General features: G+C 64.0%; 13 protein-coding genes. 11 read left to right on the top strand and 2 right to left on the bottom strand.

Annotated elements, in window-relative coordinates:
* The first annotated feature begins 19 nt into the window (after window positions 1–19).
* The 11 genes from gspE to gspD all read left to right on the top strand — a co-directional run bounded on the left by gspE (window position 20) and on the right by gspD (window position 11014).
* Window positions 20–1855: a type II secretion system ATPase GspE gene (gene gspE / locus CKO27_RS07290; RefSeq protein ID WP_200374216.1), complete on the top strand. Its 1836-nt coding sequence runs from the start codon at window positions 20–22 to the stop codon at window positions 1853–1855.
* A gap of 69 nt (window positions 1856–1924) precedes the next feature.
* Entirely contained in the window at window positions 1925–3133 is a 1209-nt protein-coding gene (locus tag CKO27_RS07285; RefSeq protein ID WP_200374215.1) for a type II secretion system F family protein, read from the top strand.
* A gap of 87 nt (window positions 3134–3220) precedes the next feature.
* A complete protein-coding gene (gene gspG / locus CKO27_RS07280) occupies window positions 3221–3649 on the top strand; it encodes a type II secretion system major pseudopilin GspG (RefSeq protein WP_200374214.1) in 429 nt (142 codons plus the stop codon).
* Window positions 3640–4122, top strand: a complete 483-nt coding sequence (locus tag CKO27_RS07275; protein WP_242470781.1) for a GspH/FimT family pseudopilin — start codon at window positions 3640–3642, stop codon at window positions 4120–4122. The genes gspG and CKO27_RS07275 overlap by 10 nt, the downstream gene beginning before the upstream one ends.
* Window positions 4119–4514 (top strand): type IV pilus modification PilV family protein, encoded by a 396-nt coding sequence (locus tag CKO27_RS07270; RefSeq protein ID WP_200374213.1) that lies wholly within the window; start codon window positions 4119–4121, stop codon window positions 4512–4514. Before CKO27_RS07275 ends, CKO27_RS07270 begins: the two co-directional genes overlap by 4 nt.
* On the top strand, window positions 4511–5227 hold the full coding sequence (locus CKO27_RS07265) for a prepilin-type N-terminal cleavage/methylation domain-containing protein (protein WP_338115929.1): 717 nt from the start codon (window positions 4511–4513) through the stop codon (window positions 5225–5227). Before CKO27_RS07270 ends, CKO27_RS07265 begins: the two co-directional genes overlap by 4 nt.
* Window positions 5228–5265: 38 nt before the next feature.
* Complete coding sequence (locus tag CKO27_RS07260; protein ID WP_242470780.1) at window positions 5266–6144, top strand: type II secretion system minor pseudopilin; 879 nt, start codon at window positions 5266–5268, stop codon at window positions 6142–6144.
* Window positions 6145–6442: 298 nt separating this feature from the next.
* Window positions 6443–7555, top strand: a complete 1113-nt coding sequence (locus CKO27_RS07255) for a PilN domain-containing protein (RefSeq protein WP_200374212.1) — start codon at window positions 6443–6445, stop codon at window positions 7553–7555.
* Window positions 7552–8163 (top strand): type II secretion system protein GspM, encoded by a 612-nt coding sequence (gspM, locus tag CKO27_RS07250; RefSeq protein ID WP_200374211.1) that lies wholly within the window; start codon window positions 7552–7554, stop codon window positions 8161–8163. The genes CKO27_RS07255 and gspM overlap by 4 nt, the downstream gene beginning before the upstream one ends.
* On the top strand, window positions 8160–8750 hold the full coding sequence (locus CKO27_RS07245) for a type II secretion system protein N (protein ID WP_200374210.1): 591 nt from the start codon (window positions 8160–8162) through the stop codon (window positions 8748–8750). The genes gspM and CKO27_RS07245 overlap by 4 nt, the downstream gene beginning before the upstream one ends.
* A gap of 44 nt (window positions 8751–8794) precedes the next feature.
* Window positions 8795–11014, top strand: coding sequence for a type II secretion system secretin GspD (gene gspD, locus CKO27_RS07240; protein ID WP_200374209.1), 2220 nt, complete (start codon window positions 8795–8797; stop codon window positions 11012–11014).
* A 174-nt stretch (window positions 11015–11188) separates the two neighbouring features.
* On the opposite strand, the gene CKO27_RS07235 is transcribed toward gspD, so the two are convergent.
* Window positions 11189–12655 carry a glutamate synthase subunit beta gene (locus CKO27_RS07235; RefSeq protein WP_200374208.1) on the bottom strand — a complete coding sequence of 489 codons (1467 nt, stop codon included), beginning with the start codon at window positions 12653–12655 and terminating at the stop codon, window positions 11189–11191.
* On the bottom strand, window positions 12648–17303 hold the full coding sequence (gltB, locus tag CKO27_RS07230) for a glutamate synthase large subunit (RefSeq protein ID WP_200374207.1): 4656 nt from the start codon (window positions 17301–17303) through the stop codon (window positions 12648–12650). Before gltB ends, CKO27_RS07235 begins: the two co-directional genes overlap by 8 nt.
* Window positions 17304–17403: the final 100 nt, after the last annotated feature.

The raw sequence follows: 17403 nt of genomic DNA, 5'->3' as shown, positions 1-17403 counted from the left end.
CACCAGAGGAATGCGCTCGATGCAAGAAGACGCCATTCTAGAGGCCGCGCCGCACATCCACGCCACGCGCGACGAGCCGGACGGGGTCATGGCCGACACCGCGGCCGAACCGCTCCTGGCCACGCCGGCTGATGATGAAGGTGCCGCCGCGGTCGATACGCCCGCCGAGGCGCGCGCGCCGACCCCCGAGACGCGGGTGGTTGCTCATCTCCAGGGTCATGGCAAGCTGACCTCGGCCGATCTGGCGCGCGCGCGGCGGCTGGCCGAGGACTCGGGAGACCTGTTGCTGCCGATGCTGGTACGCCTGGGCCTCATCTCGGAACGCGACATGGCCTTCGCCATGTCGGAGGTTCTGGACCTGCCCCTGGCCACGGCCGCCGCCTTCCCCGAGGAGCCGGTGCGCGAGGATCTCTTCACGCTGCGCTTCATGAAGGACGCGCGAGTCCTCCCGCTGGAGGAGGACGAGGAGCGGATCCAGGTGGCGCTCGCCAATCCGATCGACGACTTCGTGCTCTCGGCGGTCCGTATGGCGGCGGGCAAGCGGGTGGAGGCCGCCGTCGCCTTGCCCTCCGAGATCGAGCTGGCCATCGAGCGTCTCTACGAAAAGGTCGAGGAGGCGCCCAAGGAGGCCGAGGCGGATTTCGGCGATTTCGACGAGGAAGACATCGAGCATCTGAAGGATCTGGCGAGCGAGGCGCCGGTCATTCGCATGGTCAATCAGCTCATCCAGAAGGCGGTCGAGTCGCGCGCCTCGGACATCCACATCGAGCCCTTCGCCGACGAGCTGAAGGTACGCTACCGGGTCGACGGCATCCTCAAGGAGGTCGAAGCCCCGCCGGTGCGCTCGACCGCCGCCGTCATCTCGCGTATCAAGATCATGGCCAAGCTCAATATCGCCGAGCGCCGGCTGCCGCAGGACGGCCGTATTCCGATCCGCATCCAGGGCAAGGAACTGGATCTGCGCGTCTCCACCGTCCCGACCATGTTCGGCGAGAGCGTGGTCATGCGTCTGCTCGACAAGGAGAGCGTGCGTTTCGACCTGGATGCGCTCGGCTTCGATGGTCCGCCGCGCAAGCGTTTGAACGCCATCCTGGAACAGCCCTACGGCATCCTGCTGGTCACGGGACCGACCGGCTCGGGTAAGAGCACGACCCTCTACACGGCGCTCAGCCGGCTCAACACCCAGGAACGCAAGATCATCACGGTCGAGGATCCGGTCGAGTACCAGTTGCCGGGCATCAATCAGATCCAGGTCAAATCCGCGATCGGCATGACCTTCGCAGGGGCCTTGCGCGCCATCGTCCGCCAGGATCCGGACATCATCATGGTCGGCGAGATGCGCGACCTGGAAACCGCGCGCATCGCGGTCCAGTCGGCGCTCACCGGACACGTCGTACTCTCAACCCTGCACACCAACGACGCCGCCAGCGGCGTGACCCGACTGCTGGACATGGGGGTCGAGGACTATCTGCTGACCTCCACCATCAACGGTATCCTGGCACAGCGTCTGGTTCGCCGCCTCTGCCCCCATTGCCGCGAGTCCTATCGCGCCGTGCCGGAGCTGGCCGGGCGCTTCGCGCACATCAAGGGCATCCAGGGCGATGTCGATCTGCAACGCGCCGTGGGCTGCGACGCCTGCAACGGCAGCGGCTACCGGGGTCGGCTCGTCATCACCGAGGTTCTGCTCATGTCCGAGTCGATCCGCAAGGCCATCCTGGCGCACGCCACGGCCACGGAGATTCGCCGCATCGCGGTCGAGGAAGGCATGGAGACCATGTATCAGGACGGGTTGCGCAAGGCGCTCGATGGTCGCACGACCATCGAGGAGATCCTGCGCGCCGCCGAGGCGGATTAAGGCCCCGTCACCCGCTTCCCGCCGCGAGCGGACAGGCGACCCTGGCCATTCATTGATCGAGAGGCCCCGATGCCGAAGTATTTCTATAAGGCGGTGAAGCCGGATGGCGAGTCCGTGGAGGGCGAGATCGAGGCCGTCGACGAGGCCACCGTCATCCGCCAGCTCCAGGCCACTGGGCTGATTCCGATCGAGGCCCGCACCACCAAGAGTCTGACCGCCAAATTCGGTCGCGCGCGTCGCCGGCGTCTAAGTCAGAAGGAGATCGGCATCCTGACCCGGGAGCTGGCGACCCTGCTGGAGGCCGGCATGACGCTGGATCGCTCGCTACAGATCCTGCTCGACCTGACCTCCGAGGAGCATCTGCTGCGGGTGCTGTCCGACCTGCAGGAGCGCGTTCGCGGTGGAGCGACCTTTTCCAGCGCGCTCGATGCCCAGGATCACCAATTTCCCAGGCTTTACATCAACATGGTTCGGGCCGGGGAGGCGAGCGGGGCGCTGGACCAGGTGCTCGACCGCCTAGCCGATTATCTGGACCGCCTGGCCGAGTTGCGTCAGACCGTGACCTCCGCCCTGGTCTACCCATCGGTGCTCCTCTTCGTCGCCGGACTGTCGGTGATTCTGCTGCTGGTATTCGTGGTTCCACAGTTCACGGTCCTGTTCGAGGACATGGGCGAGGCGCTGCCGCTGCCGACCCAGATCGTCGTGGCCGCGGGCGACCTCTTTCGCTATTACTGGTGGGCCATGTTGTGCGTCATCGCGCTGGCCGCCGTGATGATCGAGCGCTGGCTTCAGAACCCGGAGGCGAAGGCGCGCCTGGATCGCAAGGTGCTTGATCTGCCGCTCTTCGGCGATCTCATCTGGAAAATGGAGACCGCGCGGCTCTGCCATACGCTCTCGACCCTGCTAAAAAACGGTCTGCCCTTGCTGAGCGCGCTGAACTTGGCGAAGGAGGTGGTCTCCAACCAGAAGCTGTTCGGTCTGCTGAACGAGGCGGGCGAGGATCTCAAGCATGGACGCGGCATCGCCGGCCCCCTGGCTCGACTGGAAGCGCTGCCGGATCTGGCGCTGCAGATGATCCGGGTCGGCGAGGAGTCGGGAAGCCTGGACGCCATGCTCGCGAAGGTCGCGAACATCTACGATCGCGAGACGCGCACCAGCGTTCAGCGCATGCTGACGCTGCTGGAGCCGATCCTGATCATCGGTCTCGGCGTGATCGTGGCCGGCATCATTCTATCCATCCTGATGGCCATCCTGGGGGCGAACGAGCTGGTCTTCTGACCCTCGGGAGGCTGGTCGTTGGTAAGCGCTCGCGCGCGGCATACAATGGCGCCGCGCTCGACCAATCATGGAAAACGAGGTACAGAGATGCGTTCAATGAAATCCAGGCGTCGTGGCGGCTTCACGCTCGTCGAGCTGCTGGTCGTACTCGCCATTCTCGGACTGCTGGCCGGTCTGGTCGGCCCGCAGGTGATGAAGTTCCTGGGCAGTTCCAAGACCAAGACGGCCAAGCTCCAGATCGATGACATCTCCTCCACGCTCGATCTCTATCGGCTGGAGCTCGGGCGCTACCCGACCGAGAGCGAGGGGCTGAAGGCGCTGGTCGAGAATCCGGGCGGAATGGCCAACTGGAACGGACCCTATCTCAAAAAGAGTCAGGTGCCGAAGGATCCCTGGGGTTTCGAGTTCCAATACCGCTTCCCGGGCGAGAACGGGAGCTTCGATATCTGGTCGCTGGGCGCCGACAATAGCGAGGGCGGCGAGGGCGAGAGCGCCGATATCAAGAGTTGGGAATAAGCCGTTCCCGCCAGGCCCGTCGCCGATCCCGGCGCGGGGGCTTTACCCTGGTCGAGCTGCTGGTGGTGATGGCCATCGCCGCGGTCATGATGGCGGCCGTGCCCACGCTCTTCTCGGCCGCCTTTCCCGGAATCGAGATGAAGGCGGCGGCCCGTCGGACCGCCGCGACGCTGCGTCTGGCCCGTGAGTCCGCGATCCGCAAGGGCGAAGATACCCATGTGCTGGTGGATCTTGAGAACCATCGCCTGACGCTCGCGGGCTACCGAAGTCTCACGCTTCCCCAGCGGCTCACGATCCAACTCGACGGGGCCGGGAGCGAAATGCTGGACGACCAGCGCGGGATGATCCGCTTCTTCCCCGATGGATCCTCGACCGGTGGTCGGGTGATCCTTTCCCACGGCGATCACGGGTATCAGGTCGGCGTTACCTGGCTTACCGGACGCATCGAGCTGGAGTCCTGGTCGGCGCCATGAGCATCGGTCGCCAGCGAGGCTTTTCGTTGCTTGAGGTGCTGGTCGCCTTCGCGATCCTTGCCCTTTCGCTCGGCGTTCTGATGGAGATCTTTTCACGCGCCACCCTGACCACCATAGCCTCCGCGCAATACAGCCAGGCGGCGACCATCGCCGAATCCCTGCTCAACCAGGTCGGTTTCGAGATCGACCTGGAGGAGGGCTCGATTTCCGGCGATACCGAGAGCGGATTCGCCTGGGAGGTGACGATAGTCGCGATCGACGTCCAGGACGAATTTCCGACCGAGCCGCCAGCCACGCCCTATCGGGTGGACGCGACGGTGCTCTGGTTGGACGCCCGACGGGCGCGGCGACTGACGATCTCGACCTTAAGACTGGGAGAGACCCTCCAGTGACCTGGCGACTCATGCGCCCAGCACCCAAGGGAAAGGGCAGGCGTGGCTTCACCCTGATCGAGATGGTCATCGCGCTGGCGATCATCGGCTTGATCTCGCTGCTGCTGTTCTCCGGCCTGAGGCTTGGCTCCCGATCCTGGGAGGCGGTGGAGAAGGTCAGCGACCAGATCTCCGGTCCGCGGCTCGCCGACGGCTTCCTGACCCGAACGCTGAGTCAGGTCAGGCCGGCCAGCGCCATCTTCGACGGCGAAACCATCTTTGTTTTCGTGGGGGATGCCGAACGGCTCGAATTCGTCGCGCCCCTGTCGGAGCATGTTGGGATCTCCGGGCTCTATGTCTTGCGTCTGACGCTGGAGGAGCGGGGCTCGGAGTCCGCGCTGGTCTTGACGCGCTGGCTTCTGCATTCCGAGGTTCTGGAGGGCGGCGACGAGTTTCCGCCCTGGGAGCCATTGGAGAAGGATGGCGGCAAGGCGTTCGCCGATCTTCCCTGGAACATGGACGCGGCCGATGGAGCCTTTGGGCGCACCCTCCTGCTCGAGGAGGCCAGTCGCTTCGAGGTGTCCTACCATGGCCTGGTGGACGGAGAAACGGATCCCGCATGGCACGAGGAATGGCTGGAACAGACGCGCTTGCCCGAACTGGTTCGAATTCGCCTGGAGACGAACAGCCAATCATGGCCGGATCTCGTGTTCGCCCTGCCCAGTCAGCCCTGATGATGTCCCGGAGGCACCGCCAGCGCGGTATCGCTCTGATGCTCGTGATGTGGGTACTGACCCTTTTGACCGTCATGGCCGTGAGTCTGACCGCCTCTCAACGCACCGAGTCGTCCTTGACCGAGAATCATGTCTCGGCCGCGCGCTTTCGCGCCCTCGCGGATGCCGCCATCGCCTACACCGCGCTGCACTTCATGACTCAATCCGCCCTGGTCGAGGAGGAGACCGGAACCCTCTGGCGGCCTAGTGGAAGCCCCAGGACCTGGAGCTTCGCGGGATCCGACTTGAGCATCGTCGTATACAACGAATCATCGCGTTACAATCTCAATCAGGTGCAGCCCGAGGTGCTGGCCAATCTGCTGGAGGTGCTCGGGGTCGAGACCGAGGAGGCGAGCGCCCTGGCGGCGGCGATCGTGGATTGGCGCGACGAGGACGATCTGGCCTTGCTCGATGGCGCGGAAGACGCCGACTACGAGCAGGCGGGGCGCGCGATCGGCGCCAAGGATGCCCCCTATGAAGCGGTCGAGGAGCTGAGACAGGTTCTGGGGATGACCCAGGATATCTATCGGCGGCTGGCTCCGGAGGTCACGGTCGACGCCAATTCGGGACCGGAGGAGCGTTTCGCCTCGCCCGCCGTCCTGGCGACCTTGCGGGGCGTCTCACTCGATGAGGCCCTTGAGGAGATCGCCGAGCGGGATCAGCCCAGGGTGCCGGACGCGACCTCCGCGCTCGCCGTGGATCGTGGCGGTCCACTCTACCGGATTCGGGTGAGCGAGGGCGATCCAGGCGGATCCGGTCAGCGAATGGAGGCCCTGTTCCAATTGTTCTCGGGCCAGCAGCCGCCCTACCAAATCCTGTGGCGCCGTTATGGTGTCGGAGCCGCGGAGGACTGGAGGCCAAGCGAGATCGAGGAATAGCCGGCTAGCGTCGGCGCGAAGGCGCGTTTTACGTTCGAACCCGAGGCCGGAGAGGGCTGTCCGCCCCCATCCCGCTTCGATCCCCGAAGTTCTTTCGGCGTCTGTCCAGGGACTTCCGCGATTCTTTCATTTTCACCGGCAGGCTGTGATTGACAATAGGTTCTCCTTGATGCGAGCCATGAGCGCGCGATCCGAGAGGGCCTTTCCTGGCGCTTCGAGCCCGTCGCGGCGGCCGGAACCCACACGGCTCGGATCGAGGGACCGCCCTCGTCAGCAGACTGGATTCTGAAATCAGATCATGACTCTCACTGAACGCTTGACCCTGCTCGCGAAGGGACTGCCGATATCCGGCCCAGGGGCCAGGCTGTTTCCAGAGGATCTCCAGGAGCGTTTCCTGACCTGTCTGCCCGATTTCGCGCGAGGCGTGCTGGCGCGTCACAATCGCCGGCTGATCATCGAGGCGGAGGGCGAGCTGGGTCGACTCAGCCTGATCACGGGCCTGGAGACACATCCGCTGGGCGAAATGGACCTCACCCAAACGGCTTCGCTGCCGGAAGCCCTGGCCCAGCGCGATCAGGACCGAGCCCACAAGACCGAGCTGCGGCTACCACGCGGCGCCGTGCTGACGCGCTCCGTGTCCTTTCCGGCGCGGGTGCGGAGCAACCTGCCGCAAGTGATCCGTTATGAACTCGATCGTCTGTCGCCTTTCCAGGCAAAGGATGTCGTGTTCGATTTCATGACCCATGGCGGCGCCAAGTCGGCCGACCGCTTGAGTCTCGACCTGGCGCTCTGCCGACGCGATCTGGTCGAGGGCTGGATCAAGCGGCTCGCGGAGCTTGGTTCGCCGATCGATCGCATCAGTTGGGAAGGCGCCTGGTCCGGTGCGAATCTGCTGCCGCTGGAGCAACGTCCACACCGGCGGCGGGTACGTTTCAATCTCGGCACGGCCTCGATCGCGGCCTCGGTTCTACTGGCCCTGGCGATCGGCCTCACGCCATTGTGGCAGAAAAACCATCTGGCCCAAAAACTTGAGGCGGAGTTGAGCCGTGTCCGCGCCCAGGCCGTGGCCGTGGACGAGTTGCGCCAGGAGCTCGAGCGCGTCCGCCAGGGCAGTACACTGGTGCTTCAGCGCAAACTGGACCAGCCACCGATCCTGGAGATGCTGCGCGATCTGACGGATCGGCTCCCGGAGGATACCTGGGTGCAAAATCTGGAATTCAACGAAGGACAGGTGGATATCCGCGGCGAGTCCGGTCAGGCGACGGCCCTGATCGGAACCCTGGAGCAAGCGCCAGGTATCGACGGTGTGTCATTCGGCTCACCGGTGACACAGATCGCCCGCACCGGCAAGGAGCGCTTCAACATCGCATTCCGCTACACAGGATCGGAATCGGGGTCAGAATCGGAATGACGACAAATCCTCCTTCCAGGCTGCTATGCCTGAGCGTGCTGGCGGCCGTGTTCGTCCTGCCGCTGCTGCTCCTGGCGGCGGTCGCGATTCCATGGGCGACGCGCGTCTCCGAACTCAACGAGACGATCGCCACCCACGAGGATCAATTGCGCCGCTATCGGCGCTTGGTCCAGAGCCTTCCGACGTTGCAGGCCGAATTGGAGCAGGCACGAACCAACAATGCCTTCGAGGCGTTCTATTTCAAGGCGCCGACCCAGGCGCTTGCCGGCGCCCAGCTCCAGGGGCTCGTCCAGGAGATCGTCAGCGGATCGGCGGGCCGTTTGATCAGCACCCAAATCCTGCCGGAGGAAAAGAAGGACGATCCGCCTCTGGTCCGGGTTCGGACCCAGATCCAGGGATCGACGGAGACCTTGCTCGAAGTGCTTTACCGTCTCGAACAGGCGCGACCCTTCCTGTTCGTCGAACGTCTCTCGATCCGCTCCTCCGCGCGGCCCACCATGCCCGAGGATAACGTTGGCCGAGCTCGCCGCCGCGTGATCGCCAATCAAGGGGGCGAGCTGACCGTGCGACTCGATATTCACGGGTTCGTCCTCGGGGGTGGTTCTTGACGAAGTATCTGCCCGGACTGATCGCCCTGGCCTTGCTCGGAATCCTGGTGCTCCAGTGGACGGGTTGGCCACCGCCCACCATCTCTCCGGAGCCAGACCCAGAGGCTGGCGTGGCGACCGATCCCGCTTCGGCTTCATCGTCACCGGATCTCATGGCCCGCCTGGAATCCAAGGACTCCAAGGATTCCAAGGACAACTACGCCAGTATCATCGAACAACCCTTGTTCAGGCCGGACCGCAAGCCGGAACCGCCGCCCGATGAAGACCCAGCGTCCGCCACCGGCCCCGAGGAGAACGTCGACCTGAAGGCCCTGGATTTGAACGCCGTCCTGATCACCCCCGCCCTGGCGTCCGCCTGGATCAGGGATCCATCCCAGCCCAAGCTCCGTCGTCTCCGCATTGGAGACGATTTACAGGGCTGGTCGGTGCGCGACATCCTGGAGGATCGCGTCCTGCTTGAGCGACAGGGTAAGCAGGATGCGCTAATATTGCGCGACTACGTCCAGACGCCGCCCGCTCCCGCGCCGACCGCCAATCCTCGGCGCCCGCCTCGCGCACCCGTTCGCGCGGCCCCCCCGAAGCCATGAACATCGTCCGGTCGAATAGAATCGACCCTCGCTATCGAGGCGCCATGCATTCCCACCACAGATTCAATCGCCGTCACCGGCTCGGTCGCTGGCTGCGAGTCCTTCTGCTTGCCGGTCTTGTCGTCGAACTGTCCGGGTGCGAGCGGGCCTATTGGGATCCAACCGTCAAGGTCGGTGATCCCGAAGGCCACGTCATTGATCCGGAGCAGGTTCGCAAGCGCGAGGACTTCAAGCAGCGCGGCGGCACCAAAGCCGAAACCATCGGGATCGGCGACGACGACAAGCCCAGCAAGACGGTCGATTCGCTTCAGCGCGGAACGGGAGCCTTCGTCCGCAAGGTCACGCCGCCCGAAGTGGACACCACCCCCGGCGACGTCACCCTGAACTTCGATGGCACGGATATCCGCGAGGTGGTCAAGGTGATCCTGGGCGATCTGCTCAAGGTCAATTATGTCCTGCATCCCGGCGTCCAAGGCGTGACCTCCCTGCAAACCGGAAGACCCCTGCGCCGAGAGCATCTGGTTTCCACCCTCGAGACCCTGCTGCGGATGAACAACGCCGCGCTGGTCTATCGGGACGGTAGCTATGAAGTGGTGCCGCTCGCCAATGCGGTCCAAGGCAAGGTGGTTCCCCAACTCGGTGAATCGACCCGCGCCCTGCCGAATGGCTACAGCGTTCAAGTGGTGCCACTGAGATACATTGGCGCCGAGGAGATGAGCAGCATCCTCCAACCCCTGGCCCCCGAGGGCAGCGTCATCCGGGTCGATAACCTCCGCAACCTTCTGGTGATCGCCGGTACCAGCCCGGAGATGGGCAACCTGCTGGACACCATTCGGGTCTTCGACGTGGACTGGATGTCCGGGCTTTCGGTCGGTTTCTTCGTGCTCGAATACGCCAAGAGTCAGGATGTCGTCGGTCAGTTGGAAAGCCTGCTCGCCGACGAGGGCGGGAATCCCCTGAAGGGTATTTTCCGCTTCGTGCCGATCGAGAGCGCAAACGCTCTATTGGTCGTTTCGCCCCAGGAGAGCTATATCCAGCAGGCGCGCAACTGGATCGAACGGCTGGACATGGCCGAGGCCAGCGGCGATGCCTCGGAGCGTCTCTTCGTCTATCGGGTGAAGCACAGCGACGCGGAGAGCCTCGCGGATATCCTCTCGCAGCTCTTTGGCGGATCGAGCGACAGCTCGAAAAAATCGGTCGGTAACGTGGCGCCTGGCTTGGGTAAGTCCAGCATCGGTTCACGCAACAGCCAGTCGCGTAACGAATCGGGCAATCGGGAGTCGAGCAATCGTGAGTCGAGTTCCGGCATCGATCAGTCCAGTTCCAAGCCGACCGCCTCGTCGCGCGAAATCGAGATGTCCTCGAGCGTCAACATCGTGGCCGACGGCGTGAACAACTCACTGCTGGTGCGAGCCAGCCCGCGCGACTACAAAAAGATTCTGGATGCCCTCAAGCAGCTTGATATCGTCCCTCTTCAAGTGCTGGTGGAGGCCACTATCGTTGAGATCACGCTGAGCGGCAATCTCAAGTACGGCGTTCAATGGGAACTGTTCGGGACGGCATCCAAGGGCCAAAGCAACGCGACCCTTGACGGGACGCTCGACAGCTCGGAGACGTCGGGAATCAATACCGCGTTTCCTGGTTTCAACTGGTCCGTCATTTCCAGTCCGGATCTCATCAAGGCCACGCTGAGCGCCTTGGCGGGGGAGAATCTCGTCAATGTCCTGTCCTCGCCCTCGGTGATGGTCATGGACAATCAGACCGCGAAGATCCAGGTTGGGCAGGAGGTGCCTATCGCCACCTCCACGCAAGAAGGCACCTCGACGACGGATCGCTCCATCAGTACGATCGAGTACAAGGACACTGGCGTCATGCTAACGGTCAAACCGCGCGTGACTCCGGGCGGCCTAGTGCAGATGGAGATCGAGCAGGAAGTCAGTACGGTCGCGGTCACCACCAGCTCGACGCTCGACTCGCCGACCTTCCAGAAACGCAACATCACCAGCTCGGTGGCCGTACGCTCCAATCAGGCCGTCGTCCTGGGCGGTCTGATTCAGGATCAGCGATCCGATGGTAAGTCGGGCATTCCTGGGCTCTACGGCCTTCCCTTCGCGGGAGCCCTGTTCGGCGAACGCTCGAAGTCGTCGAACCGGACGGAACTGGTCGTCGTCCTGACTCCCAAGGTCATCTCCAGCGATCAGGATATCGAGGCCGTCACCGAGGACTTCCGAGGCAAGGTGCGCGGTTTGAACTTCGCCTTCTAGCCTGAAAGAGGCTAGCGCCTGGAGGCCGGGGCAACCTCGGCCTCTTGTATTATCCTGGCTCCAATCGTCGAATCGCCATGGCGGCGTCACCATGCTCGGGACGCTTGAGCACAAAAAAGCGGCCGTCTCCGGCCGCTTTTCCCGATCCTCAATCCGGCCTCGGGCCAGATCGGATCACTTCGGCAGATCGGACTGCCCCATGAGCCATTCATCGACCGCTCGGGCGCATTGCCGTCCTTCCCGAATGGCCCATACCACCAGCGATTGACCACGACGCATGTCGCCCGCGCAAAAGACGCCGTCGACCGAGGTCCGATAGGCATTGGGGCCGTCCGTGACGCCTTTCACGTTGCCCCGTGCATCCAGTTCCAATCCGGAGCCCTGTTTAAGCTCGTCGATCAGGCCCTCATGCACCGGATGGACGAAACCCATCGCCAGCAGGATCAAATCGGCCTTCAACTCGCCCTCGCTATTCGGCACTTCCTCCATCCGCCAGCGGCCATCGGCCGCCTTCTCCCAACGCACCAGTACGTATTTGAGCGCCTTGACCCGGCCCTGGGCGTCGCCGATGAACTCCTTGGTGGCGATGTTCCAGAGCCGCGTGCAACCCTCTTCCTGGGAACTGGAGGTACGCAGCCGGTTTGGCCAGTCCGGCCAGGTCAGGGCCTTGTCTTCCTTCTCCGGCGGGCGGTCGAGGATCTCGATCTGAGTGACCGACGCGGCGCCGTGCCGATTGGAGGTGCCGATACAGTCTGAGCCCGTGTCGCCGCCACCAATGACCAGGACATGCTTGCCCTGGGCGCTGATGAAGTCCTCGTCGGACACATGGGAGCCTTGCACCCGCTTGCTGTTACGGGTCAGGAAATCCATCGCGAAATGGATCCCGGACAATTCGCGTCCAGGGGCTTCGAGGTCGCGTGGTTGCTCCGATCCGCCGGCCAGCACCAGGGCATCGAATTGCGCGCGCAATTCGCTCACCGGGATAGCCGCGCCGATGTGCGCATTGGTCAGGAACTGGACGCCCTCGGTGCGCATCTGGGCGATGCGTCGGTCGATCAGGGTCTTGCTCAGTTTGAAGTCCGGAATTCCGTAACGCAACAGACCACCGATGCGGTCCGCCTTTTCGAACACGGAGACCTGGTGGCCGGCCCGCGCCAGTTGTTGCGCGGCGGCCAGTCCCGCCGGCCCCGAGCCGACGATCGCGACCCGCTTGCCGGTGCGCCGCTCGGGCACTTGCGGCTTGATCCAGCCGTCCTTCCAGGCCCGGTCGACGATGGCGCACTCGATGGTCTTGATCGTGACCGGAACGTCATCGATGTTCAGGGTGCAGGAGGTCTCGCAGGGCGCGGGACAGATGCGGCCGGTGAACTCGGGAAAGTTGTTGGTCGAGTGCAGGACATCGATCGCCGCCTTCCAGTCGCCGCGATAGACCAGGTCGTTCCAGTCGGGAATGATGTTGTTGACCGGGCATCCCTGGTGACAGAACGGAATGCCGCAATCCATGCAGCGGGCGCCCTGCTGGGCGAGTTCGGCCTCGGTCAAGGCGATGACGAATTCGTCGTAGTGAACCACCCGATCCCCGGCCGGCGCGTAGCGCCGGTCACGACGGGGGTATTCCATGAAACCGGTCGGCTTACCCATGTTCAACGATCCCCTTCAACGGCTTGTTCGCCCTTGGCGGCCGGCTCTGGTTGGCCTGCATCTCCTCAAGCGCGCGTCGGTAATCGACGGGCATGACCTTGACGAACCTGGGCAGATAGCTCGACCAGTCCGCGAGGATACGACGCGCCACGGCCGAATTCGTGTAGTGAAGATGCTTTTCGATCAGTTGCTTGAGTCGGCGTGCATCGTAGCGCGTCATATCGCGACAGAGTTCCACCCGCCCATGCGTTTCCAGATCTCCGCCCTGGTGATCGAGCGCCTCCAGTGCGTCGTCTTCCTCCGCGATCGGCTCCAGTTCGACCATCGCCAGGTTGCAGCGATCGGCGAAGCCGCCATCGGCGTCGAGCACATAGGCCACGCCGCCCGACATGCCGGCGGCGAAATTGCGACCCGTGGCGCCCAGAACGACCGTGACGCCGCCCGTCATGTACTCGCAGCCGTGATCGCCCACGCCCTCGACCACGGCCAGGGCCCCGGAGTTGCGCACGCAAAAACGCTCGCCGGCCACGCCGCTGAAGAAACATTCACCCGAGATCGCGCCGTAGAGCACGGTATTGCCGACGATGATGTTCTCCTCGGCCGCGCCGATCGCTGAATTGGCCGGGGGATAGATGATCAGCCGTCCTCCGGAGAGGCCCTTGCCGACGTAGTCGTTGCCTTCCCCTTCCAGTTCGATGGTGACGCCATGCGCCAGCCAGGCGCCGAGCGACTGACCCGCCGTGCCGCTCGCCTTGATGTGGATGCAGTCATCGGGCAGGCCCGCGTGACCGTAACGCTCCGCGACCCGTCCCGATAAAAGCGCGCCCAGGGTCCGGTTGAAGTTGCGCACGGGCGTTTCGATCCGCACGGACTCGCCACGCTCGAGCGCGGGTCGCGCCTGTCGGATCAACTCGTGATCGAGTGCCTTTTCGAGACCGTGGTCCTGGGACTCGCAATTACGGATGGCCACGTCCGTCGCGACCTGGGGCTTGGTCAGGAGCTTCGTGTAGTCCAGACCGTGCGCTTTCCAGTGATCGATGGCGCGGCGCATTTCCAGCCGGTCGGATTGGCCGATCATGTCTTGCAGGGTGCGGAAGCCGAGCCGGGCCATGAGCCGGCGAACCTCCTCGGCGACGAAGAAGAAGTAATTGATGACGTGCTCGGGCTTGCCGGTGAAGCGCTTGCGCAGTTCCGGATCCTGGGTCGCGACGCCGACCGGGCAGGTGTTCAGATGACACTTGCGCATCATGACGCAGCCTTCGACGATCAGCGGCGCGGTGGCGAAGCCGAATTCGTCGGCCCCGAGCAGCGCGCCGATGACCACGTCGCGTCCGGTCCGGATGCCGCCATCGACCTGTACCGCGATGCGCCCGCGCAGACGGTTCAGGACCAGGGTCTGATGCGTCTCGGCGAGACCGATTTCCCAGGGCGAGCCGGCATGCTTGATCGAGGTCAGGGGACTGGCGCCGGTGCCGCCATCGTAGCCCGCGATGGTCACATGATCCGCGTGGGCCTTGGAGACGCCCGCGGCGACGGTGCCGACACCGACCTCGGAGACCAGCTTGACCGAGATCCGCGCCTTGGGATTGACGTTCTTCAGGTCGTGGATGAGCTGGGCCAGATCCTCGATCGAGTAGATGTCATGGTGCGGCGGGGGCGAGATGAGGCCGACGCCAGGCGTGGAATGACGCACGCGCGCGATCTGGGCGTTGACCTTGTGTCCGGGCAACTGACCGCCTTCGCCGGGCTTGGCCCCCTGCGCGATCTTGATCTGGATGTCGTCGGCGTTGACCAGATACTCGGTGGTGACGCCGAAACGGCCGGACGCGACCTGCTTGATGGACGAGCGCTCGGGATTGGGCGAGCCATCGGCCAGGGGCAGATAGCGCTCGGGCTCCTCGCCACCCTCGCCGGTGTTCGATTTGCCGCCGATGGCGTTCATCGCCTTGGCGAGCGTCGAATGCGCCTCGTAGCTGATCGAACCGAAGGACATGGCGCCGGTGGCGAAGCGTTTGACGATTTCCTTCGCGGGTTCGACCTCGTCGAGCGGAATCGCCTGGTCGGCGAAGCGGAAATCCATCAGGCCACGCAGCGTCAGCAGATGCTCGTTCTGCTCGTTGATCAGGCGGGCGTATTCCTCGTAGGTCTCCCAATTGTTGGCGCGCGTGGCGTGCTGGAGCTTCGAGATCGTCTCCGGGGTCCAGGCATGGTGTTCGCCGCGCAGCCGGAAGGCGTAATCGCCACCGACATCCAAGTGCGTCTGGTAGATCTGCTGCCGGCCATACGCCTGGGCATGCCAACAGACCGCCTCCTCGGCCACCTCGCTCAGCCCGATTCCCTCGATCTTGGACTGGGTGCCCGTGAAGTATTGCTGAATGAAACGGTCATTGAGGCCGATCGCATCGAAGATTTGAGCGCCGCTGTAGGACTCCAGCATGGAGATGCCCATCTTGGACATCACCTTGAGCAGGCCCTTGCCGATCGCCTTGATGTAACGCTTCTGAGCCTCCTCGAAGCTCAGGGATTCGGGCAGTCGCGGGAGCAGGGACTGGATGGTATCGAAGGCGAGATAGGGGTTGATCGCCTCGGCGCCATAGCCTTCGAGGGTCGCGAAATGGTGGACCTCCAGGGCCGCGCCGGTCTCGACCACGATGCCCGAGCTGGTGCGCAGTCCGCGACGGATCAGGTGATGATGCACCGCCGAGGTCGCCAGCAGCGCCGGAATCGGAACATGATCGCGATTGGTGTCGCGGTCGGAGAGGATCAGGATGTTGTAACCGGCCAGCACCGCCTGCTCGGCCTGGTCGCAGAGCCGGTCCAGTGCCGGCCCCATCCCCTCCGCGCCCTCGGTGGCGGGGTAGACCATGTCGAGGGTACGGGTGCGAAAGGCGCCGCCGGCGCTGTACTCGATATGGCGGATCCGTTCCAGATCCTGGTTGGTCAGGACCGGCTGGGGGGTTTCGAGCCGCCAGTGCTCACCGGCCTCGTTGATTCCCAGGAGGTTCGGGCGCGGCCCGATCATGCAGACCAGGGACATGACCAATTCCTCGCGGATCGGATCGATCGGCGGGTTGGTGACCTGGGCGAAGTTCTGCTTGAAATAGGTCGAGAGGTGCTTGGGTCGATTGGAGAGCACCGAGGGCGGATTGTCGGCGCCCATCGAACCGATCGCCTCCTGCCCGGTGAGGACCATCGGAGCCAGCAGGAACTTGAGGTCTTCCTGGCTGTAGCCGAACGCCTGCTGGGCTTCCAGGAGGGTGGCGTCGTCCGGAGACATGGGGCCGACGCTGGTCGGGAGTTCATCGAGCCGGATCTGGGTCTTCTTGAGCCATTCGCCGTAGGGCTTGGCCTCCGCGAGCTGGTTCTTGATCTCGGCGTCGTCGATGATGCGGCCCTGCTCCAGATCGATCAGGAGCATCTTGCCTGGCTGCAGGCGCCACTTCTTGATGATGCGCTCCTCGGCGATGTCGAGCACGCCCATCTCGGAGGCCATGATCACCAGGTCATCGTTGGTGACCAGATAGCGCGCGGGCCGCAGACCATTACGATCGAGCGTGGCGCCGATCTGGCGCCCGTCGGTGAAGGCGACCGCCGCCGGTCCGTCCCAGGGCTCCATGAGGGCGGTGTGGTACTCGTAGAAGGCGCGACGCTTCTCGTCCATCTGCCGGTTGCCGGTCCAGGCTTCCGGGATCAGCACCATCATGGCGTGAGCCAGGGAATAGCCGCCCATCACCAGCAGTTCGAGCGCGTTGTCGAAGCAGGCCGAATCGGACTGGCCTTCCGGGATCAGAGGCCAGATGGTATCCAGGTCCGGGCCGAGGACATCCGAGCGCATGGTGTGCCGGCGGGCGGCCATCCAGTTGACGTTGCCGCGCAGGGTATTGATCTCGCCGTTATGGCAGATCATGCGGAAAGGGTGCGCCAGATCCCAGGTCGGGAAGGTGTTGGTCGAAAAGCGTTGATGAACCATGGCCAAGGCCGATTCGAAACGCTCGTCACGCAGGTCGAGGTAATACTTGCCGACCTGAGCGGCCAGCAACATACCCTTATAATTCAGCGTCCTGGAAGACATGGACGCCACATAATAATCGGTCTTGCCGAAGCCGGCGTCGCGAATCTCGTTGTCGATGCGCTTGCGAATCACGAACAGGCGCCGCTCCAGGCTGTCCTGGTCGGGACAGTTGTCGCCGCCCGCGATGAAGACCTGGCGCACCAGCGGCTCGGTTGGAAGCACGCTCTGGCCGAGGTCACTGTTGTCGACCGGCACGTCACGCCATCCCAGCACCCGCTGTCCGTCCTCCTCGAGACGACGCTGGATCGTGTCCTGCATCGTCGCGCGCGCTTGGGCGTCCCTGGGGAAAAAGACCATGCCGATGCCGTAGGCGCCGGGCGGAGGCAGCTCGAAGTCGAGGACGGAGCGGAAGAAGGCATCGGGTATCTGGACCAGGATGCCGGCACCATCGCCCGCCTTGGGATCGGCGCCCACGGCGCCGCGATGGTTCAATCGCTCCAGGATCTCCAGACCCTGCCGGACGATGGCGTGGCTCTTCCTGTTCTTGATATGGCAGACGAACCCGACGCCGCAAGCGTCGTGTTCGTTCGATGGGTCATAGAGACCCTGCGCGGGGGGTAGGGCACGAAGGCTCATCGCCGACCTCGTTGATGCCTGCGGTCAATAGTTCCGATTGAAGACGCTTCCCGGTAGCCGTCCCCGTCCAGGCATGGAACGAAGGATGATCCGCCAGGAA

Source organism: Thiocystis violacea (genome assembly GCF_016583575.1).
In the GTDB taxonomy this organism is placed as follows: Bacteria; Pseudomonadota; Gammaproteobacteria; order Chromatiales; family Chromatiaceae; genus Thiocystis; species Thiocystis violacea.
The sequence above is the reverse complement of the archived record's forward strand: the minus strand, read 5'-3'. Positions and strand labels throughout refer to the sequence as shown.